Raw genomic sequence first — 15,631 nt, 5'->3', positions numbered from 1 at the left:
AAAGGAGAGCACCTTGCGGTGCGGCTCCGGGAACGTCATCTAGGTTGTCAGCATGAGCAATACCCAGGCCCAGTTCTCGGTTCTGCGGCAGACCGCCGATCCCGCGGTGGTCGAGGCCATTTTGCAGTTGATCGCTAAGGGTGAGGATCGCGACCTCAACCGGATCAACCTGCTGGATTTTTCCGCGCGGAACGGGCTCGACGAGGAAAAGGTCATCTCGGCCTTCCTGCATGCAGCGCGGCTCGGGCTGTTCGATCTCAGCTGGAATGTGCTGTGCCCCGGCTGTGGCGGCGTGCTCGGTGCGCACAACACCCTGAAATCGCTACGGCACGACGATTACAATTGCGCGTTATGCGCTCAGGGCTATGAGGCATCCGTCGACGACCGCGTGGAGGTTTCTTTCACCGTCAGTCCCCGCGTCAGGCGTATCGCGGCGCATGATCCCCATACATTGCCGATCTGGGAATATAACCGCCAGATGTTCTGGAGCTCGGGGATGGACCTGAGCGAGGAATCGATCACGCGGCTGATCGATGAGGTTTCGCTCGAAGCCATCGAGTTGCCGGCCGGCGAAAAGGCGGTGCTGTCCCTGCAACTGCCCAATCAGTTCGTGATCGTGTTTGAGCCGGTGACGCATTCGGCGCATTTTCTGGATATCCAGGGTGAGCCGACCCGCGAGCGCCAGCAGTTTTCCATCGTCTTCAACAAGCTGCACGCGCCGACCGGCACGACCGTGATGCGTCCCGGGCCGCTGCGGCTATCTCTCGAAAACCAGACCGACCACCGGGTGCTGCCCGCAGTATGGATCGCCAACGACACGCTCCACGAGCTGCTCGGCAAGCGCAAGCCGATCCTCACCGCCAAGCGGATGCTGTCCAACCAGACTTTTCGCGACGTCTTCAAGGCTGATAACCTCAACGTCGATCAACGCCTCAAGATCACCTCGCTGACGTTCCTGTTCACCGACCTGAAAGGCTCCACTGCGCTCTATGAAAGGGTCGGCGATCTCGCCGCCTTCGATCTGGTGCGGGCGCATTTCCATGCGCTGCTCGAAATCATCGCGTCAGAGAAGGGCGCGGTCGTGAAGACGATCGGCGACGCCGTGATGGCCACTTTCATCAGGCCGGAACATGCGATCGTGGCAGGCTTGCGAATGCGTGCGGCGATGGCCGCACTCAATGTCGAGCGCGGCAGGGCGGACCTGATCGTCAAGATCGGCATCCACGAAGGCCCGTGCCTTGCGGTGATGCTCAACGAGCGCCAGGATTATTTCGGCCAGACCGTCAACATCGCATCGCGTGTGCAGAGCCTGTCGACCTCGCAAGAGATCCACATCACCGGCCCGGTGATCGAATCGCCGGCGGTCGCCACGATCCTTCAGAAACAGGCGATCAGGCCGATCCAGAAGGAAGCCGCGCTGCGCGGCATCGCCGACAAGATCGTGGTGTACGAGATACCTTGAGGCGCTACGCAGGCGCGAGGTCGCTATTCGATCACGATCTCGCCGGTCATGCCTAGTTCGGCATGCGTCTTGCCGTCGCTGGTCTTGATGTCGCAGCGCAGGTCGCTGGCACGGCCGGCCGCGATCGGCACCAGCCACCATTCGGCGGATTGTCCCGGATAGACCTCGATCTCGCGGATCGCGCCCTTGAATTCGGCGAGCGTCACGGCCTTGCCGTTCTGCTGCTGCGTCACCTGCACCTTGCGCGTGAACACCATCTGCGAGAACGCATGCGAGGTGAAGTAATGCGGATCGCTGCTCGTGTTGCGCAGGATCAGCTTGTAGAGCTTGCCGGTTTCAAACTTGAGTTGCTTCGGCGCGAATTCATGTTTGCCGGGTGAGCCGAGATCAACCGTCACCTCGATCGGCGTCTGCTTCGACAGGTCGCCTGCCGCCAGCGCAGCTCCCGAAGCGATTCCCAACACAACGGCAGCACCAAGTGCGAAGCGGAAGGAGGCCATGTTCGTTTCCTTTTGAAAAATCGCTTGCCGGAACAACGAGTTCACTCCTAATGCAAATGCGAATGACTTGCAATTAGATATCGGCCTCGCTGCCTGCGGCGAATCGCGCAGTCAGCCTCTGGCCGACAGGCCGTGTCTTCTGAAGGCGGCAAGGTTTCGCGCGTTGAACCCACGCCGGCGGCTCCGACCCAACAAAAAGCGAAGGCTCGGCAGGTCGCTGCGACATTGTTGGCGCTGCCTTAAGGTTTCGCGCAGATGTTTGCGTACATTCACGTGACGTCGATTTAATCTGCCTGCACTGTCAGGCATTCATCGCGTGCATTGCGCAGGCCAAGTCTTCAACCCATATTCGCAGAACAGCTTCCCCGATTTTGCAGGTAGATTGATGCTCGACGGACTGCGCCAATTCATTGCCGATATCGTTGCGCCCAGTGCGGATCCGGATCTGTCGTTCGACGATACCGGGTATCTTCTGGCGGCGACTGCGCTACTGGTTCACGTCGTCTCGCTCGATGGCGAGCCGAGCGCGGTCGAGAAGCGCAAATTGCACAGTTTGATCGAAAGCCGCTTCAAGCTCGATCCCGGTACGGCGGATCATTTGATCGCGTCGGCGACGCGGGCCGAAGGCGACGCAGTCGATCTCTATCGTTTCACCAGCGTCATCATGCGTTCGGTGAATGAGGAGGGCCGCCTCCGCATCATCGAGATGATGTGGGAGCTGGTATACGCGGACGGCCAGGTCAGCGAGTTCGAGGATAACGTGGTCTGGCGCGCCGCCGATCTGCTCGGTATTTCATCGCGCGACCGGATCGATCTCAAGCACAAGGTGGCGGAGCGGCAGCCGGCCTCTTCTGCGGGCGCGCCGAAGGCCGAAGACGCGGCGATGTGACGACAATAAGCGGTGCGGCCATGCGTCAATTGCAGATGACGAAATTTTAATGTGCTCCGCAATCGGCTGCGGTAACGTGCGGTAAGCCTGAAAATATAGAGATTTCAGCGCCTGGAGCACATGGGTCTGCATGGCGCCATGTTTGGGGGATGGCTTGCGCCGCAGCATGCGCCTATGCTCTCGTTCCAGTGCTTGCGGCGTAACCTTGAATTGATTTTAAGAGTATTCAATCGTGACCGAGCGTGTGACGCTGATTACCGGTGCATCGGCGGGCATAGGCACCGAACTGGCGCGCGTTTTTGCTTCGCACGGTCATCGCGTGGCGCTGGTGGCGCGGCGCGCCGACCGCCTGGAAGCGCTGGCCAGTGAAATCAAGACGGCCGGCGGCGCCGCGCCGATCGTCATTCCCTGCGACCTTGCGCAACCCGACTGCGGCGACAGGATTGCCGAGGCCCTGACTGCCGCCGGCGTAGAGGTCGAATACCTCGTCAACAACGCCGGATTCGGCGTGTTCGGCAGAGCGACCCAGCGCGATCGGTCCGATCAGCTCGAGATAATCGCCGTCAACATCCGCGCGCTGACCGACCTGTCACTACGGTTTTCCGATCACCTGATCCGCAATCGCGGCGGCCTTCTCAATGTCGGCTCGATTGCAGGCTTTCTGCCGGGCCCGGGAATGGCAGTCTATTACGCATCCAAGGCCTATGTACTGTCGTTCACCGAAGCCATGCGCGCGGAACTGGCGTCACATGGCGTGCGCGTGACGGTGTTGTGTCCCGGGCCCGTGCCCTCGGAATTTCAGGCGCGCGCCGGATTTAGACCTGGTTACGATTCGTCCATCCTCAACGTCTCGTCGGCCGAGGTCGCACGGCAGGCCTACAGCGGATTGATGGCGAATAAACGGGCAGTGTTGCCTGGTTTGGGCATCAAGATCGTGCCGTTCCTGCTCCGGCTGTTTCCACGCTCCTTTATCCTCGGAGCGGTTGGCCGCTTCCAGCTCCGCAAGCGCTGAAGAAATCCCGGGTTTTTGCGGGGCCAAAGCCTGTTCGCGCCGCGGTCGGGCGCGCTGACCACATCTGGCCCACGGCTTGCTTACATTCTTGGAAGCGTGCGTGAACTCACGCGAAATTAAGAATCACGTAGGTATGGTTTCGGTTTGAGACACTGAGCAACGCCGATGTCGTTCCGGTCAAACAGTGGTCACGAAAACGTGCTGCCCTTTCGGGGCCAACGCACGTTGGGTGCGACTGACCCAAATTCCCTCAAGCCAGTCCTGATCGTTCTGCACCAGGAAACCTCGACACCGGGCCGGGTCGGCAATGCGCTGCGGGCGCTCGGCCACCCCCTCGATATCAGGCGTCCGCGGTTCGGCGACGCGCTGCCGGAAACGCTGGACCAGCATGCCGGCGCGGTCATCTTTGGCGGCCCGATGAGCGCCAACGACTCAGATGATTATGTCCGCCGCGAGATCGACTGGATCGAAGTTCCCCTGCGTGAGCAGCGGCCGTTTCTCGGCATCTGCCTGGGCGCCCAGATGCTTGCCAAACAATTGGGCGCGCAGGTCGCGCCGCATCATGAAGGCCGGGTCGAGGTCGGCTACTATCCGATCCGCCCGACGGAGGCCGGACATGCGCTGTGCCCGGACTGGCCGGAGCGTGTTTACCACTGGCACGGCGAAGGATTTCAACTGCCGCATGGCGCAAAGCTGCTCGCCGAAGGCGACGACTTTCCGGTGCAGGCGTATCAGCACGGTCATGCGTTCGGCTTCCAGTTTCATCCCGACGTCACCTACGCGATGATGCACCGCTGGACCACGCGCGGGTGCGTGCGCTTGGATTCGCCGGGCGCGCATCCCTGCCATCTTCACTTTGCCGATCGCGCGGTGCATGACGTGATCGAACGCGCCTGGCTGAAGAATTTCATAACCGGCTGGCTCGCGCGCCCGTCGCGCTCGATCGTGCTGGAAGCGGCGGAATAGCCGCCGCGCGGAATTTCATCCGTGCCTGCGAGCATCTTTCAAAATTCCTGGATGTGATAGTGTCGCGGCGCGGCCGAAAGGCTCGCGCGCGAAACGCCAATGATAGAAACGACAGGGAGGTCGCGGTGAACTATCAGCATATTCTCTACGAGGTGAACGACAAGATCGCGACCATCACGCTGAACCGGCCGGATCGGATGAATGCGTGGACCGCGACCATGGAGCGCGATGTGCGCCACGCGATGGAGGCTGCGGCCGGTGATGATAACGTCCGCGTCATCGTGCTCACCGGCGCCGGTCGTGCCTTCTGCGCCGGCGCGGATATGGAGGCGCTGCAGAGTATCGATCCCAGCGAGATCAGGCGCGGCGAGAACACACCGCCGTTCGACATGAACCGCCGGGCGGACTGGCAGACGCGCTACGCCTATTATCCGGCGATCCCTAAGCCCGTGATCGGCATGCTGAACGGCGCCACCGCCGGCATCGGCCTCGTCCATGCGCTCTATTGCGACTTGCGCTTTGCCGCCGACAACACCGTTTTCACCACCTCGTTTGCGCGCCGCGGGCTGATCGCCGAGCACGGCATCAGCTGGATGCTGCCGCGCATCGTCGGCCACGCCAACGCGCTCGATCTTCTTATGTCCGCGCGGCGGGTGGGCAGCGAGGAGGCGCTGCGGATCGGGCTGGTCAACCGCCTCTATCCGCCGGACCAGTTGCGCGAGCAGACCTATGCCTATGCGCGCGATCTGGCCGATTTCGTCTCGCCCAGCGCGATTTCGGTGATCAAGCGCCAGCTCTACGACGTGCCGTTCCAGACGCTGGCGGAAGCCACCATCGACGCCAACCGCGAAATGCAGATAGCACTGAAGGGGGACGATTTTCGGGAGGGCGTGGCGAGTTTTGTGGAGAAGCGGGCGCCGAAGTTTACGGGGAGGTGAGGGGGGTCTACGGGGCGCCGAGGCCCGCCGTCGCCCTTCGGGCTATGGCGAGGCAGCCTTCGCACGATGGAGGCTTGCCCAGCCGAAGCAGGCGCAGCCTGCGAAGGCTGGTGGAGCCAGGCGGGATCGAACCGCCGACCTCGTCATTGCGAACGACGCGCTCTCCCAGCTGAGCTATGGCCCCGTCGCGACCGCCTCGAAGTGACCCGAAGCGACCGACAATCGGCGCCATTTACAGTCCGGCCCAAGGCCAAGTCAAGAACGGTGCAAGAAACTTGAAACGGCCGATTTTGGCGTCATTTTGCGGGGAACTTCCCTTGTTTGCGGGGGGATGAACCGATATCTAGCTGATACCCCTCCTCGCGAGCCCCCTCCACATGCGCGCTGTCCTCGATATCGTCATCATCGTCCTCGACCTCTATGTCTGGCTTTTGATTGCTTCAGCCATCCTGTCATGGCTGATCGCATTCAATGTCGTGAACACGCGCAACGGGTTCGTGGCGGCGGTGGCCGAGTTCCTCTACCGGATCACCGAGCCGGCGCTGGCGCCGATCCGCAGGTTCATGCCCAATCTCGGCGGTCTCGATATCTCGCCGATCATCCTGATCCTGATCATCCTGTTCATCCAGCGGGTGATTGCCTACTACATCTATCCCAACGTCGTCTGATCGCGGACGCCGATAGCTGATGGATGCCCGATGGATCCCTGGCGCTATTCCACCGAGGGCATCAGTGTCGCGCTGCGGGTGACGCCGCGCGGCGGCCGCGACGATATCGACGGGATCGAGACGCTCGCCAACGGCCGCTCGGTGGTGAAAGTTCGTGTCCGCGCCATCGCCGATGGCGGCGAGGCCAATCGTGCGGTGACCGAGCTGCTGGCAAAAGCGCTCGGCGTGCCGAAGGCGAGGGTGAAGATTCTTTCGGGCACGACCTCGCGCCTCAAGCAGGTCGCCGTCGACGGCGATCCCAGGGTTCTCGGCGAAACGCTTCGGAAGGCGACCGCCGCCAAGGCGGAAAAGACGAAGGATTGAGATGACGGCCCGCATCATCGATGGAAAGATCATTGCATCCGAGCTTCGCGCCCGCGTTGCCGACGAGGTTGCGCGGGTCAAGCGCGAGCACGGGCTGACGCCGGGCCTTGCCGTGGTGCTGGTCGGCAACGATCCTGCCAGCGAGGTCTATGTCCGCAGCAAGCACACGCAGACGCAGGCCGCCGGCATGGCTTCGTTCGAACACAAACTGCCCGCCGATGTAGCGCAGGCCGACCTGCTGGTGCTGATCGCAAAGCTCAACGGCGATCCCGCCGTGCACGGCATTCTCGTGCAATTGCCGCTGCCGAAATCGATCCACACCGAAACGGTCATCAACGCGATCGATCCTGCCAAGGATGTCGACGGCTTGCATCCCAACAATGCCGGCCGGCTGGCTGGCGGCTTTGCAGCATTGTCGCCATGCACGCCGCTCGGCTGCATCATCCTGACCAAGAGCGTGCATGCCTCGCTGGAAGGCATGAATGCGATCGTGATCGGCCGCTCCAACCTGGTCGGCCGCCCACTGGTGCAATTGCTGCTCAATGAAAATGCGACGGTGACGATCGCGCATTCGCGCTCAAAGGATCTGCCGCAACTCTGCGCCCGGGCCGACCTGGTCTATGCCGCCGTAGGCAAGCCCGAGATGGTGCGCGCCGGCTGGATCAAGCCGGGCGCCACCGTGATCGACGTCGGCATCAACCGCCTGCCTCTGGCCGATGGCAAGACGCGGCTGGTCGGCGATGTCGCGTTCAAGGAAGTGGCCGAGGTCGCCGGCGCGATCACGCCGGTGCCCGGCGGTGTCGGGCAGATGACGGTGGCGTGCCTCCTGGTGAATACGCTGCGCGCGGCGTGCGCGATTCACGGGCTGGCCAAGCCGGGGGTGTGACGCGGAACGCGCTCTCACCCGTCATTGCGAGCCACCCGGTCGGCGCGTAGCGCCGCCGGATGACAGGCTCCGCGAAGCAATCCATTTCACCGCTTGCTGAGACATGGATTGCTTCGCTCCTCGCAATGACGAAGGAAGAACTACTTCTTCTTCGCCCGTTCGATGCCTTCCAGGATCAGCCGGTGGGCGTCCTCGGCGCCGCACCAGCGCAGCACCTTCACCCATTTGCCCTTCTCGAGATCCTTGTAGTGCTCGAAGAAGTGCTGGATCTGCTGCAGCGTGATGTCGGGGAGGTCGCTGTACGTCCTGACCTTGTCGTAGCGCTGGGTCAGCTTCGAAGACGGCACCGCGATGATCTTCTCGTCGCCGCCGGCCTCGTCTTCCATCAGCAACACGCCGACCGGTCGCACGCTCATCACGGCGCCCGGCACGATCGCGCGGGTATTGGCGACCAAGACGTCGCAGGGGTCGCCGTCGCCGGACAGCGTATGTGGGATGAAGCCGTAATTGCCGGGATAGCGCATCGCCGTATAGAGGAAGCGATCGACCACCAGCGTGCCGGCTTCCTTGTCCATTTCATATTTGATCGGCTCGCCGCCAACGGGCACTTCGATGATGACGTTGACGTCGTGCGGCGGATTTACTCCGATCGGGATGGCGTCAATGCGCATGCAAGGCTCCGTCGCTGATGGTTGATACACGATCGTCATACGCGGGCTTGACCCGCGTATCCATCGCGAAAAAGGCGCTTTAGGAACGATGGATTGCCGGGTCAAGCCCGGCAATGACGGCCAGGACTCAGTTGGTCCAGGCGAAAGCGACTTTATCGAGCGACTTGGGCCCGAACTTCTCCGAGGAGCGCGCCACCATCCGGCCGCCGAGCGCGCGGTAGAATTCCGTCGCCGGGTCGTTGTCGGACAGCGCCCAGATCACCATGCTCTTCAGCCCGCTCTGCATCAGATCGCGCCGGGCGGCGGTGAAGAGGCGGCGGCCGAAGCCGAGGCCCTGGAATTCCGGCCGCAGATAGAGCTCGTAAATCTCGCCCTCGAAATGCAGGCTGCGGGCGCGGTTGCGGCCGTAATTGGCGTAGCCCGCGACCTTGTCGCCGAACACCAGCACGCTGACGCGGCTGCCTTTGCGGATCGCGCTGTCCCACCATTGCGGGCCGCGGCGGTTAATGAGTTTTTCGAGCTCGGCGCCGGGAATGATGCCCTGATAGGCGGACCGCCAGGCTTCATCATGGGTAGACGCCACCGCGGCTGCGTCTGCAGCCTTGGCCGGTCGGACCTCGATCAGGGTTGTGCTCATGATCTGATCAAAGCAAGTCGGCGGGCCGGCTTCAAGGTCCATCGTTAATTATCGGTTAACCTGTGGATTTTCTGCATCAGTTTTACGTTCTTCTGTATCGAAAGAGGACAATGGTGCTGTCCTTAACCGGTTTTTGCCGATGAATGCGGGGAAATGGTTGTCAGAATCACCTGCGGAAACGCCTCCGCGAATTCCGTTCACGGAAAAGCGTACTGGATTTGATTCGCCGGCGGTATTCTGTTGGTGACTTTCGCAAATGCCCCTCCGTCGGCTGTGTCAGGCCTGTTCATGCACCCGCCAAACCTGCTTTTTGCGCTGGTTCTCGTTGCCGCGCTCGGTGTGAAGGCCGCAACGGCGCAGCCCGCCCCTGGCGCGCAAGGTGCGGAAGGCGAGCCTCACCGGCTGCAGCAATGGCTGGTACCCTCTCCCGATCCCGTCGCCGCGGCGCATGCGGTGCTGTTTCGGCCGCCCGGCGAGGGACCGTTTCCGCTGGCCGTGATCGCGCACGCCACCACCCAGAACGTGCTGCGACGGGCGCAGATGCCGCAGCCCGAGTACCGCGCGCTCGCCGGCTGGCTGGTGGCACGCGGTTTTGCCGTGCTGGTCCCCGAGCGTCCGGGCCATGGCGCGACGGGCGGAAAGTATCTGGAGGATCAGGGCGGTTGCGACGAGGCCGACTACGCCAGGTCTGGCCGCGTCACGGCGGATGAGATCGCCGCGGCCGCCAGCTTCATACGCAAGCAATCCTTCATCCGCCCCGAGGGCATGGTCGTGATCGGCCATTCGGCCGGCGCCTGGGGCGCACTGGCGCTGGCCGGTGAAGATCCGAAGGACGTTGCCGCCATCGTCGCGTTCGCGCCGGGGCGCGGCGGGCATGCCAATGATTTTCCCAACCGGGTCTGCGCGCCGCATACGCTGATGGCCGCGGCGGGCGAGTTCGGCAAGACTGCGCGCGTAAAGGTGACCTGGCTGGTGGCTGCCAATGACAGCTATTTTTCGCCCGCATTCTCGCGTCAACTGGTCGATGCGTTTCGCGCCGCCGGCGGCAAGGCCGATTTTCGCGTGCTCCAGGCCCACGGCAGCGAAGGCCACTGGCTGGTGGAAACCGGAGGCGGTGTAAGCCTTGCCGGAGCTGAACTCGATCGCGCCTTGAAGGCGCGATCCCGGACCCCGGCGGCCAGGCGATGACGCTGTATTTCCTCGTCAAATATCTGCATGTAGCAGGCGCGATCGTCATTCTCGGCACCGGCACCGGTATCGCCTTCTTCATGCTGATGGCCCATCGCAGCCGGGACGCGGCCTTCATCGCGCGTACGGCTGAAACCGTCGTGATCGCCGACATGCTGTTCACGCTGACGGCGGTGCTGCTGCAGCCGGTGAGTGGCGGCGTGCTGATGTGGCTGTCGTCGACCACGTGGAGCGAGCGCTGGCTGATGACCTCGCTCGGGCTCTATGCGGTTGCGGGGCTGTTCTGGGTGCCGGTGATCTTCATGCAGATCGAAATGCGCGATCTCGCACGCAAGGCGGCTGAACAGAACCAGAAGTTGCCGCCGCGCTATTTCGCACTTTTCCACCGCTGGTTTCTGTTCGGCATTCCCGGTTTTGGCTCTGTCATGGCTATTCTCTGGCTGATGATCGCCAAACCGCTTTAGGCAAGCATGCGCGCCGGTAACCGAAAAATCCTCGTGCTCGGCGCATCCGGTCTGATCGGCCGCTTTGTTACCGACGATCTGCGCACCCGGGGATTTTCTGTGGTGGGCGTTGCCAGAAGATTGTCCGCCTCGCAGAAGAGCGGCCCGCTCGATCTCGAACTGCCGGTCATGTCGATGGAAGCGGCAGCGCTGGCGCGGCTGCTGCGTGATCACCGCATCGATGTCGTCGTCAATTGCCTCGGCGTGCTTCAGGACGGCCCCGGCAGCGACACCGCCGCCGTGCATCGCGATTTCGTCGTGCGGTTGTTGCAGGCGATCCGCGAAAGCGACCGCGCGATCCGGCTGGTGCATATCTCGATTCCCGGCACGGCCGAGACCGACCGAACCGCCTTCAGCACCACCAAACGCGAGGCCGAGCGGCTGATCGCGGAATCCGGCGTTGCGTTCACGATCCTGCGGCCGGGCTTTGTGGTGGCGCTTGCGGCCTATGGCGGCAGCGCCATGGTGCGCTCACTGGCGGCGTTTCCGCTCGATCTCCCGGCCGCCGAACGGGCTGCGCCATTCCAGCCGGTCGCCATGGAGGACATTGCCGCGACCATCGCCTGGCTTGCCGCGCGCGATCCTGGCGAGGCGAACGCCGTGACATGGGACCTGATGCAGGAGCAGCCGGTCACGCTCGGTGACGTGATCGATCAGTTCCGCGAGGTGTTCGGCACCGGCAGATGGTGGCGCATCGTCATGCCGATGTTCCTGCTCGATCTCGGCGCCAGGCTCGGCGATCTCGCGAACCAGTTCGGCTGGATGCCGCCGATGCGAACCACCGCGATCGCGGAGCTGCGCCGCGGCGTCAGCGGCGATCCCGCCGACTGGATGGCAGCGACCGGCATCGTGCCGAAGCGCATCGAACAGACGGCTGGAAAACGCCCGGCGACCATCCAGGACAAATGGTTTGCCCGGCTGTTTCCGATCAAGGCGCTTGTCATCGCAAGCCTCGTGCTGTTCTGGGTCGTCTCAGGCTTTATTGCGCTGGTGATTTCCTATGACGCGGCGGCGGGAATCCTGAGCAGTCACGGCTTTCCGCCGGCGCTCGTCGGCCCCATCACCGTCGGCACCAGCCTGATGGATATGGGCATCGGCGCGCTGATTGCGTTCCGCCGCACCTCGGCATTTGGCCTGATCGCGGGTATCATCGCATCGCTCGGCTACATGGTCGGTGCGGCGATCCTGACGCCGGACCTTTGGATCGAGCCGCTCGGCGCGCTGGTGAAGACCTGCCCCGCCATCGTGCTGATGCTGGTGGCGCTGCTGACCCTGGACAACCGATGACCCCAAATCCATGACCCCAAGCCCATGACGCAATGGCCCGACGATGACGTGATCCTCTATGACGGCGTCTGCGTCTTCTGCTCGCGCTGGGTCCGCTTCGTGGCCACGCGCGACGCGGCGGCGCGGTTTCGCTTCACCGCGATCCAGTCGCCTTACGGCACAAGGCTGGCACAGGCTTTTGGCATCGATCCAAACGATCCCGATACCAATGCGGTCATTCATGGCGGCGTCGCTCACTTCAAATCCGATGCCGCGCTGATGGTGCTGGGTGCACTGCCGGGCTGGCGATGGACACGCGCACTGTTCGTTGCGCCGAAACCGCTGCGCGATACCGTCTACAGCCTCGTCGCCCGTAATCGCTACCGGATTTTCGGAAAATTTGATGCGTGCTTCGTGCCAGATGCAGATATGCGCGCGAGGGTGCTGGAATAGCCTCAGCGCCAACGGTTACACGCCGATCGGTAGTTCTTGATGAAAACAGACCGAAGTTGATACGGTATTATTGCACTACCTCAGGTAATCGGGCTAGAATTGCTTGATGGCTTTTGAATGAGGACCTTTCCTTCTCCGAGCAACATCTTGCTCCGACTTACCTGATACGAAACCAAGCAATGGGTGAAAAGTGTTGGAGGAGTTGGGAAAAGATGACGCTGTCGGGCCAGCCGGCCCGGAACAACTGAGACCCGAAACGAATAACCGCAAGTCTTGGCACGTTGCGCCTGATCTCTCGATTTCCGCCTCGGAAATCTCGATCGTTCCGGGCCAGATCGAGGTGGCCGCACCGCACCGCGACCGGCGCGAAGAGCGAAACGAGACGGCGCAGAGCACGGCCGGGCATGATCGGGCAACACCGGCTTATTCGGCGTTCGAAATTCCGTGGCAGGATCGGCTGCTGGAGTGTCTTCTCAAGATGAAACCGTCGGCATTCGAGCGCCTGTGTCAGAGGATCTTGAAAGACTCCGGGTTCATCAAGGTCGATGTCACCGGACGAAGCGGGGATGGGGGAATCGACGGCATCGGCGTGCTTCGCCTGAATCTTTTATCGTTTCACGTCTTCTTTCAATGCAAGCGGTGGACAAGGATCAGTCGGCGCGTCAGTGATCAGGGATTTCCGCGGGGCGATGGTTGGCAGGGCAGACAAGGGACTGGTCATGACGACCGGAACGTTCTCCACCGACGCGCGGAAAGAGGCCACCAGGGATGGCGCGCCCGCGATCGATCTGGTCGACGGCGAAACCCTGTGTGCGCTTTTGAAAAGCCTAAAGATCGGCGTCTCGATCCGGAACGTCGAGCACGTGTTGGTGGAGCAGCACGTGTTCCTGGAATTCTAGGACAGGACGATTTTGGATTGAAGTACTCGGCCCGCGAGCGCGGCTTTAATGCGGCTGGTGATGGAGTGATCCGTCATTGCTTCACGTCGACACTCAACACTTCCCCTACTGCCTTCTCGCCGCTGTCCCGCGTCCCTACCGGATGCGGATGTGCGGACGAGGGGTGATGGAGTAGGACAGTTCGAGACGTTGGTAGCTATCCAAGAAGTCAAGGCTGCTCTAGGTTGAGGCAGATTGGGACGACGAGCCGTCGTAGGCCTTTGAGTATGACCAAAGCAGTCTTCACCACTAAGGTTACTCCGAGCTACAAAGATTTGCCTGAGGATCGATATCATTTTCCGCGTACCTATTTGAACCATGTTCAGCAGACCCTGGGCGATTACATAGTCTACTATGAGCCGCGAAGGTCTAGTGCAGAGCTTTCAAGTCGTGGCGGTCGTCAATCCTATTTTGGCGCAGCCCGGGTTATGTCGGTGATCGAAGACACCGACATGCCAAACCATTACTTCGCAATCATTGATCGCACCACTTATTTGGACTTTGACACACCGGTTCCTTTTCAGGAGGGCGGACAATATTACGAGAGTGCTCTCGAAAAGGACGATGGCACCACCAACAAAGGTGCGTTTGGCCGCGCTGTGCGTCTTATTCCGGATGCAGAGTTCGATCGAATTTTGAAGTCTGGATTTGCTCCAGTTCTTGTCGAAGCGCTTTCGACCGAAGCTATATTGCCTGGATTCTCTGAGCCTCCAGAAGTATTCGAACGTCCAATGGTCGAAATGCTTGTTTCCCGTCCATTTCGGGAAAGATCTTTCATGCACAATGTGCGTTCTGCTTATTCGAATAGATGCGCCATGACGGGATTGCGATTGATCAATGGAGGTGGTCGACCCGAAGTGCAGGCTGCGCACATTCAGCCTGTGACTTCAAAGGGGCCGGACTCTGTTCGAAATGGACTAGCTTTGTCTGGAACGGTGCATTGGATGTTTGATCGAGGTCTCATTTCGATCGGTGATGATTACAAGATTCTGGTCGCCACGAATCATGTTCCCGAAGATGCGGCTCGTCTTCTGAATCAAAACGGATCAATCAATCTACCCGAAGATGAAGCCCTCTATCCGAATGCACATTATTTGAAGTTTCATAGGGACAAGGTTTTCAAGGGTTAGTGCCGTATGACAGGTGCCGTTGCGTATCCAAAACTGCATGTGCCGAAGGGTGAAGACTTCCTGCTGCTTTCGCCGACGGCGCAGGCCCACGCCTACCGGAATGTGGATCGGATGTTTGCGACGCGGACGATCCGCCGAGGCAATTCGGTTCTGCAACTGGAGCGCGGACAGGAGATTTCGCCCCGCTATCAAGCGGGGCAAGAGGTCCATGGCGTTGACGCGTACATGGATCGCGCCAACGTCGCGGGGCTGCTCGTCATCAGCCACGAAAAGATTGTGCTGGAGCGCTACTCTCTCGGATTGGAGGAGAACGTACGCTGGTCATCGATGTCGATGATCAAGTCGCTGACGGCGACTTTGGTTGGCGCCGCCCTGCAGCAGGGGACGATCTCAAGCCTGGACGACGCGGTGTCCAAATATATCCCGGCGCTGCGCGGCTGCGCCTATGACGCGGTAACCATTCGCAACCTGATCACCATGTCTTCGGGTGTGCACTGGAATGAGGACTACACGGATCGGAATTCAGACGTTAATCGTTACAGCAAATCGCTTGGTGACAAGGTTCCGGGAGGCGTTCTGGCGCTGATGCGGAGTTTGAAAGCCGAACATCGGCCTGGCAGTCAATTCAATTACAATACCGGCGATACCTACATCCTCGGCAGCTTGATATCGGCGGCCACGGGAAAAACCCTGGCCGACTACATGTCCGAGATGATCTGGTCCCGCCTGGGTATGGAGTTCGACGCGTTCTATACGCTGGAATCCGAAGATGGGCAGGAGATCGGCGGCAGCCGCGCTGGGATCGCGCTGCGGGATTTCGGCCGCTTCGGCGTCTTTCTTCTGCGCAACGGCGTTATCGATAGCACGCCTGTCCTCCCGCCCGACTGGGTCGAACATGCAGGACGCCCGGCATTCGTCCTCGACCCAGCAACCAATCGCTACGGAGCGACGGGATATGGTTACAGTTGGTGGCTCGATCCGGACGGTTCGATGGTTGCCGTCGGTTTTGCCGGTCAATCGCTCTACGTCAATCGGAAGGACAAGGCCGTCATCGTCACGCTGTCGTGTCAGCCGCAGCCGCCCTATTCGGCCGCCAGTGACGTCGATCTCCAGACCGAGTACCACGCTTTCAAGAATGCCGTGCTCGCCGTGTGCGGCTGA

General features: G+C 61.3%; 18 protein-coding genes, 1 tRNA gene and 1 pseudogene. 16 read left to right on the top strand and 4 right to left on the bottom strand.

The window, feature by feature from the left end:
- The first annotated feature begins 52 nt into the window (after window positions 1-52).
- Window positions 53-1,462 carry an adenylate/guanylate cyclase domain-containing protein gene (locus V1279_RS35015; RefSeq protein ID WP_334445333.1) on the top strand — a complete coding sequence of 470 codons (1,410 nt, stop codon included), beginning with the start codon at window positions 53-55 and terminating at the stop codon, window positions 1,460-1,462.
- Between the two features lie 23 nt (window positions 1,463-1,485).
- Here V1279_RS35015 and V1279_RS35010 read toward each other — a convergent pair whose 3' ends face one another.
- Entirely contained in the window at window positions 1,486-1,962 is a 477-nt protein-coding gene (locus V1279_RS35010) for a hypothetical protein (protein WP_334445332.1), read from the bottom strand.
- 385 nt (window positions 1,963-2,347) lie between these two features.
- On the opposite strand from V1279_RS35010, the gene V1279_RS35005 reads away from it, so the two are divergent.
- From V1279_RS35005 to V1279_RS34990, 4 genes are all read left to right on the top strand, one after another.
- Entirely contained in the window at window positions 2,348-2,851 is a 504-nt protein-coding gene (locus tag V1279_RS35005; RefSeq protein ID WP_334445331.1) for a tellurite resistance TerB family protein, read from the top strand.
- Window positions 2,852-3,083: 232 nt separating this feature from the next.
- Window positions 3,084-3,863: an SDR family NAD(P)-dependent oxidoreductase gene (locus tag V1279_RS35000; protein WP_334445330.1), complete on the top strand. Its 780-nt coding sequence runs from the start codon at window positions 3,084-3,086 to the stop codon at window positions 3,861-3,863.
- Window positions 3,864-4,028: 165 nt separating this feature from the next.
- On the top strand, window positions 4,029-4,829 hold the full coding sequence (locus V1279_RS34995; protein WP_334445329.1) for a glutamine amidotransferase: 801 nt from the start codon (window positions 4,029-4,031) through the stop codon (window positions 4,827-4,829).
- 125 nt (window positions 4,830-4,954) lie between these two features.
- Window positions 4,955-5,767, top strand: a complete 813-nt coding sequence (locus tag V1279_RS34990; RefSeq protein ID WP_334445328.1) for an enoyl-CoA hydratase — start codon at window positions 4,955-4,957, stop codon at window positions 5,765-5,767.
- 108 nt (window positions 5,768-5,875) lie between these two features.
- On the opposite strand, the gene V1279_RS34985 is transcribed toward V1279_RS34990, so the two are convergent.
- Window positions 5,876-5,951 (bottom strand) — tRNA-Ala (locus V1279_RS34985).
- Window positions 5,952-6,144: 193 nt separating this feature from the next.
- Between V1279_RS34985 and V1279_RS34980 the strand changes: the two genes are divergently transcribed.
- The 3 genes from V1279_RS34980 to folD are packed head-to-tail and all read left to right on the top strand — an operon-like array spanning window position 6,145 to window position 7,684.
- Window positions 6,145-6,435 (top strand): YggT family protein, encoded by a 291-nt coding sequence (locus V1279_RS34980; protein WP_334445327.1) that lies wholly within the window; start codon window positions 6,145-6,147, stop codon window positions 6,433-6,435.
- A gap of 30 nt (window positions 6,436-6,465) precedes the next feature.
- Window positions 6,466-6,798 carry a DUF167 domain-containing protein gene (locus tag V1279_RS34975; RefSeq protein WP_334445326.1) on the top strand — a complete coding sequence of 111 codons (333 nt, stop codon included), beginning with the start codon at window positions 6,466-6,468 and terminating at the stop codon, window positions 6,796-6,798.
- A gap of 1 nt (window position 6,799) precedes the next feature.
- Window positions 6,800-7,684 (top strand): bifunctional methylenetetrahydrofolate dehydrogenase/methenyltetrahydrofolate cyclohydrolase FolD, encoded by an 885-nt coding sequence (gene folD / locus V1279_RS34970; RefSeq protein WP_334445325.1) that lies wholly within the window; start codon window positions 6,800-6,802, stop codon window positions 7,682-7,684.
- A gap of 140 nt (window positions 7,685-7,824) precedes the next feature.
- Here the strand turns inward: folD and ppa are convergent, their stop codons facing one another.
- Both ppa and V1279_RS34960 read right to left on the bottom strand, forming a co-directional pair.
- Window positions 7,825-8,355 carry an inorganic diphosphatase gene (ppa, locus tag V1279_RS34965; RefSeq protein WP_334445324.1) on the bottom strand — a complete coding sequence of 177 codons (531 nt, stop codon included), beginning with the start codon at window positions 8,353-8,355 and terminating at the stop codon, window positions 7,825-7,827.
- 127 nt (window positions 8,356-8,482) lie between these two features.
- Window positions 8,483-8,992, bottom strand: a complete 510-nt coding sequence (locus V1279_RS34960) for a GNAT family N-acetyltransferase (protein WP_108520852.1) — start codon at window positions 8,990-8,992, stop codon at window positions 8,483-8,485.
- Between the two features lie 288 nt (window positions 8,993-9,280).
- On the opposite strand from V1279_RS34960, the gene V1279_RS34955 reads away from it, so the two are divergent.
- From V1279_RS34955 to V1279_RS34920, 8 genes and pseudogenes are all read left to right on the top strand, one after another.
- Window positions 9,281-10,180, top strand: coding sequence for an alpha/beta hydrolase family protein (locus V1279_RS34955; protein ID WP_334445323.1), 900 nt, complete (start codon window positions 9,281-9,283; stop codon window positions 10,178-10,180).
- Entirely contained in the window at window positions 10,177-10,644 is a 468-nt protein-coding gene (locus V1279_RS34950; RefSeq protein ID WP_334445322.1) for a DUF2269 family protein, read from the top strand. Before V1279_RS34955 ends, V1279_RS34950 begins: the two co-directional genes overlap by 4 nt.
- 6 nt (window positions 10,645-10,650) lie before the next feature.
- Window positions 10,651-11,970 carry an SDR family oxidoreductase gene (locus V1279_RS34945; RefSeq protein WP_334445321.1) on the top strand — a complete coding sequence of 440 codons (1,320 nt, stop codon included), beginning with the start codon at window positions 10,651-10,653 and terminating at the stop codon, window positions 11,968-11,970.
- A gap of 24 nt (window positions 11,971-11,994) precedes the next feature.
- Window positions 11,995-12,402 carry a thiol-disulfide oxidoreductase DCC family protein gene (locus V1279_RS34940; protein WP_334445320.1) on the top strand — a complete coding sequence of 136 codons (408 nt, stop codon included), beginning with the start codon at window positions 11,995-11,997 and terminating at the stop codon, window positions 12,400-12,402.
- A gap of 478 nt (window positions 12,403-12,880) precedes the next feature.
- A pseudogene (locus tag V1279_RS34935) lies at window positions 12,881-12,991 on the top strand (restriction endonuclease); the annotation flags it as partial.
- A 100-nt stretch (window positions 12,992-13,091) separates the two neighbouring features.
- Window positions 13,092-13,301 (top strand): restriction endonuclease, encoded by a 210-nt coding sequence (locus tag V1279_RS34930; RefSeq protein ID WP_334446717.1) that lies wholly within the window; start codon window positions 13,092-13,094, stop codon window positions 13,299-13,301.
- A 266-nt stretch (window positions 13,302-13,567) separates the two neighbouring features.
- Window positions 13,568-14,470, top strand: coding sequence for an HNH endonuclease (locus V1279_RS34925; RefSeq protein ID WP_334445319.1), 903 nt, complete (start codon window positions 13,568-13,570; stop codon window positions 14,468-14,470).
- 6 nt (window positions 14,471-14,476) lie between these two features.
- Window positions 14,477-15,631 carry a serine hydrolase domain-containing protein gene (locus tag V1279_RS34920; protein ID WP_334445318.1) on the top strand — a complete coding sequence of 385 codons (1,155 nt, stop codon included), beginning with the start codon at window positions 14,477-14,479 and terminating at the stop codon, window positions 15,629-15,631.

The organism is Bradyrhizobium sp. AZCC 1610, assembly GCF_036924515.1.
Classification (GTDB): Bacteria; Pseudomonadota; Alphaproteobacteria; order Rhizobiales; family Xanthobacteraceae; genus Bradyrhizobium.
Note: the sequence above shows the minus strand (reverse complement) of the source record. Positions and strands in the feature narration are given on the sequence as shown.

Coding starts and splice junctions, on each gene's coding strand:
- V1279_RS35015 (WP_334445333.1), top strand. CDS start 53: ATGAGCAATACCCAGGCCCAGTTCTCGGTTCTGCGGCAGACCGCCGAT.
- V1279_RS35010 (WP_334445332.1), bottom strand. CDS start 1,962: ATGGCCTCCTTCCGCTTCGCACTTGGTGCTGCCGTTGTGTTGGGAATC.
- V1279_RS35005 (WP_334445331.1), top strand. CDS start 2,348: ATGCTCGACGGACTGCGCCAATTCATTGCCGATATCGTTGCGCCCAGT.
- V1279_RS34995 (WP_334445329.1), top strand. CDS start 4,029: ATGTCGTTCCGGTCAAACAGTGGTCACGAAAACGTGCTGCCCTTTCGG.
- V1279_RS34980 (WP_334445327.1), top strand. CDS start 6,145: ATGCGCGCTGTCCTCGATATCGTCATCATCGTCCTCGACCTCTATGTC.
- V1279_RS34975 (WP_334445326.1), top strand. CDS start 6,466: ATGGATCCCTGGCGCTATTCCACCGAGGGCATCAGTGTCGCGCTGCGG.
- folD (WP_334445325.1), top strand. CDS start 6,800: ATGACGGCCCGCATCATCGATGGAAAGATCATTGCATCCGAGCTTCGC.
- ppa (WP_334445324.1), bottom strand. CDS start 8,355: ATGCGCATTGACGCCATCCCGATCGGAGTAAATCCGCCGCACGACGTC.
- V1279_RS34960 (WP_108520852.1), bottom strand. CDS start 8,992: ATGAGCACAACCCTGATCGAGGTCCGACCGGCCAAGGCTGCAGACGCA.
- V1279_RS34955 (WP_334445323.1), top strand. CDS start 9,281: ATGCACCCGCCAAACCTGCTTTTTGCGCTGGTTCTCGTTGCCGCGCTC.
- V1279_RS34950 (WP_334445322.1), top strand. CDS start 10,177: ATGACGCTGTATTTCCTCGTCAAATATCTGCATGTAGCAGGCGCGATC.
- V1279_RS34945 (WP_334445321.1), top strand. CDS start 10,651: ATGCGCGCCGGTAACCGAAAAATCCTCGTGCTCGGCGCATCCGGTCTG.
- V1279_RS34940 (WP_334445320.1), top strand. CDS start 11,995: ATGACGCAATGGCCCGACGATGACGTGATCCTCTATGACGGCGTCTGC.
- V1279_RS34930 (WP_334446717.1), top strand. CDS start 13,092: ATGGTTGGCAGGGCAGACAAGGGACTGGTCATGACGACCGGAACGTTC.
- V1279_RS34925 (WP_334445319.1), top strand. CDS start 13,568: ATGACCAAAGCAGTCTTCACCACTAAGGTTACTCCGAGCTACAAAGAT.
- V1279_RS34920 (WP_334445318.1), top strand. CDS start 14,477: ATGACAGGTGCCGTTGCGTATCCAAAACTGCATGTGCCGAAGGGTGAA.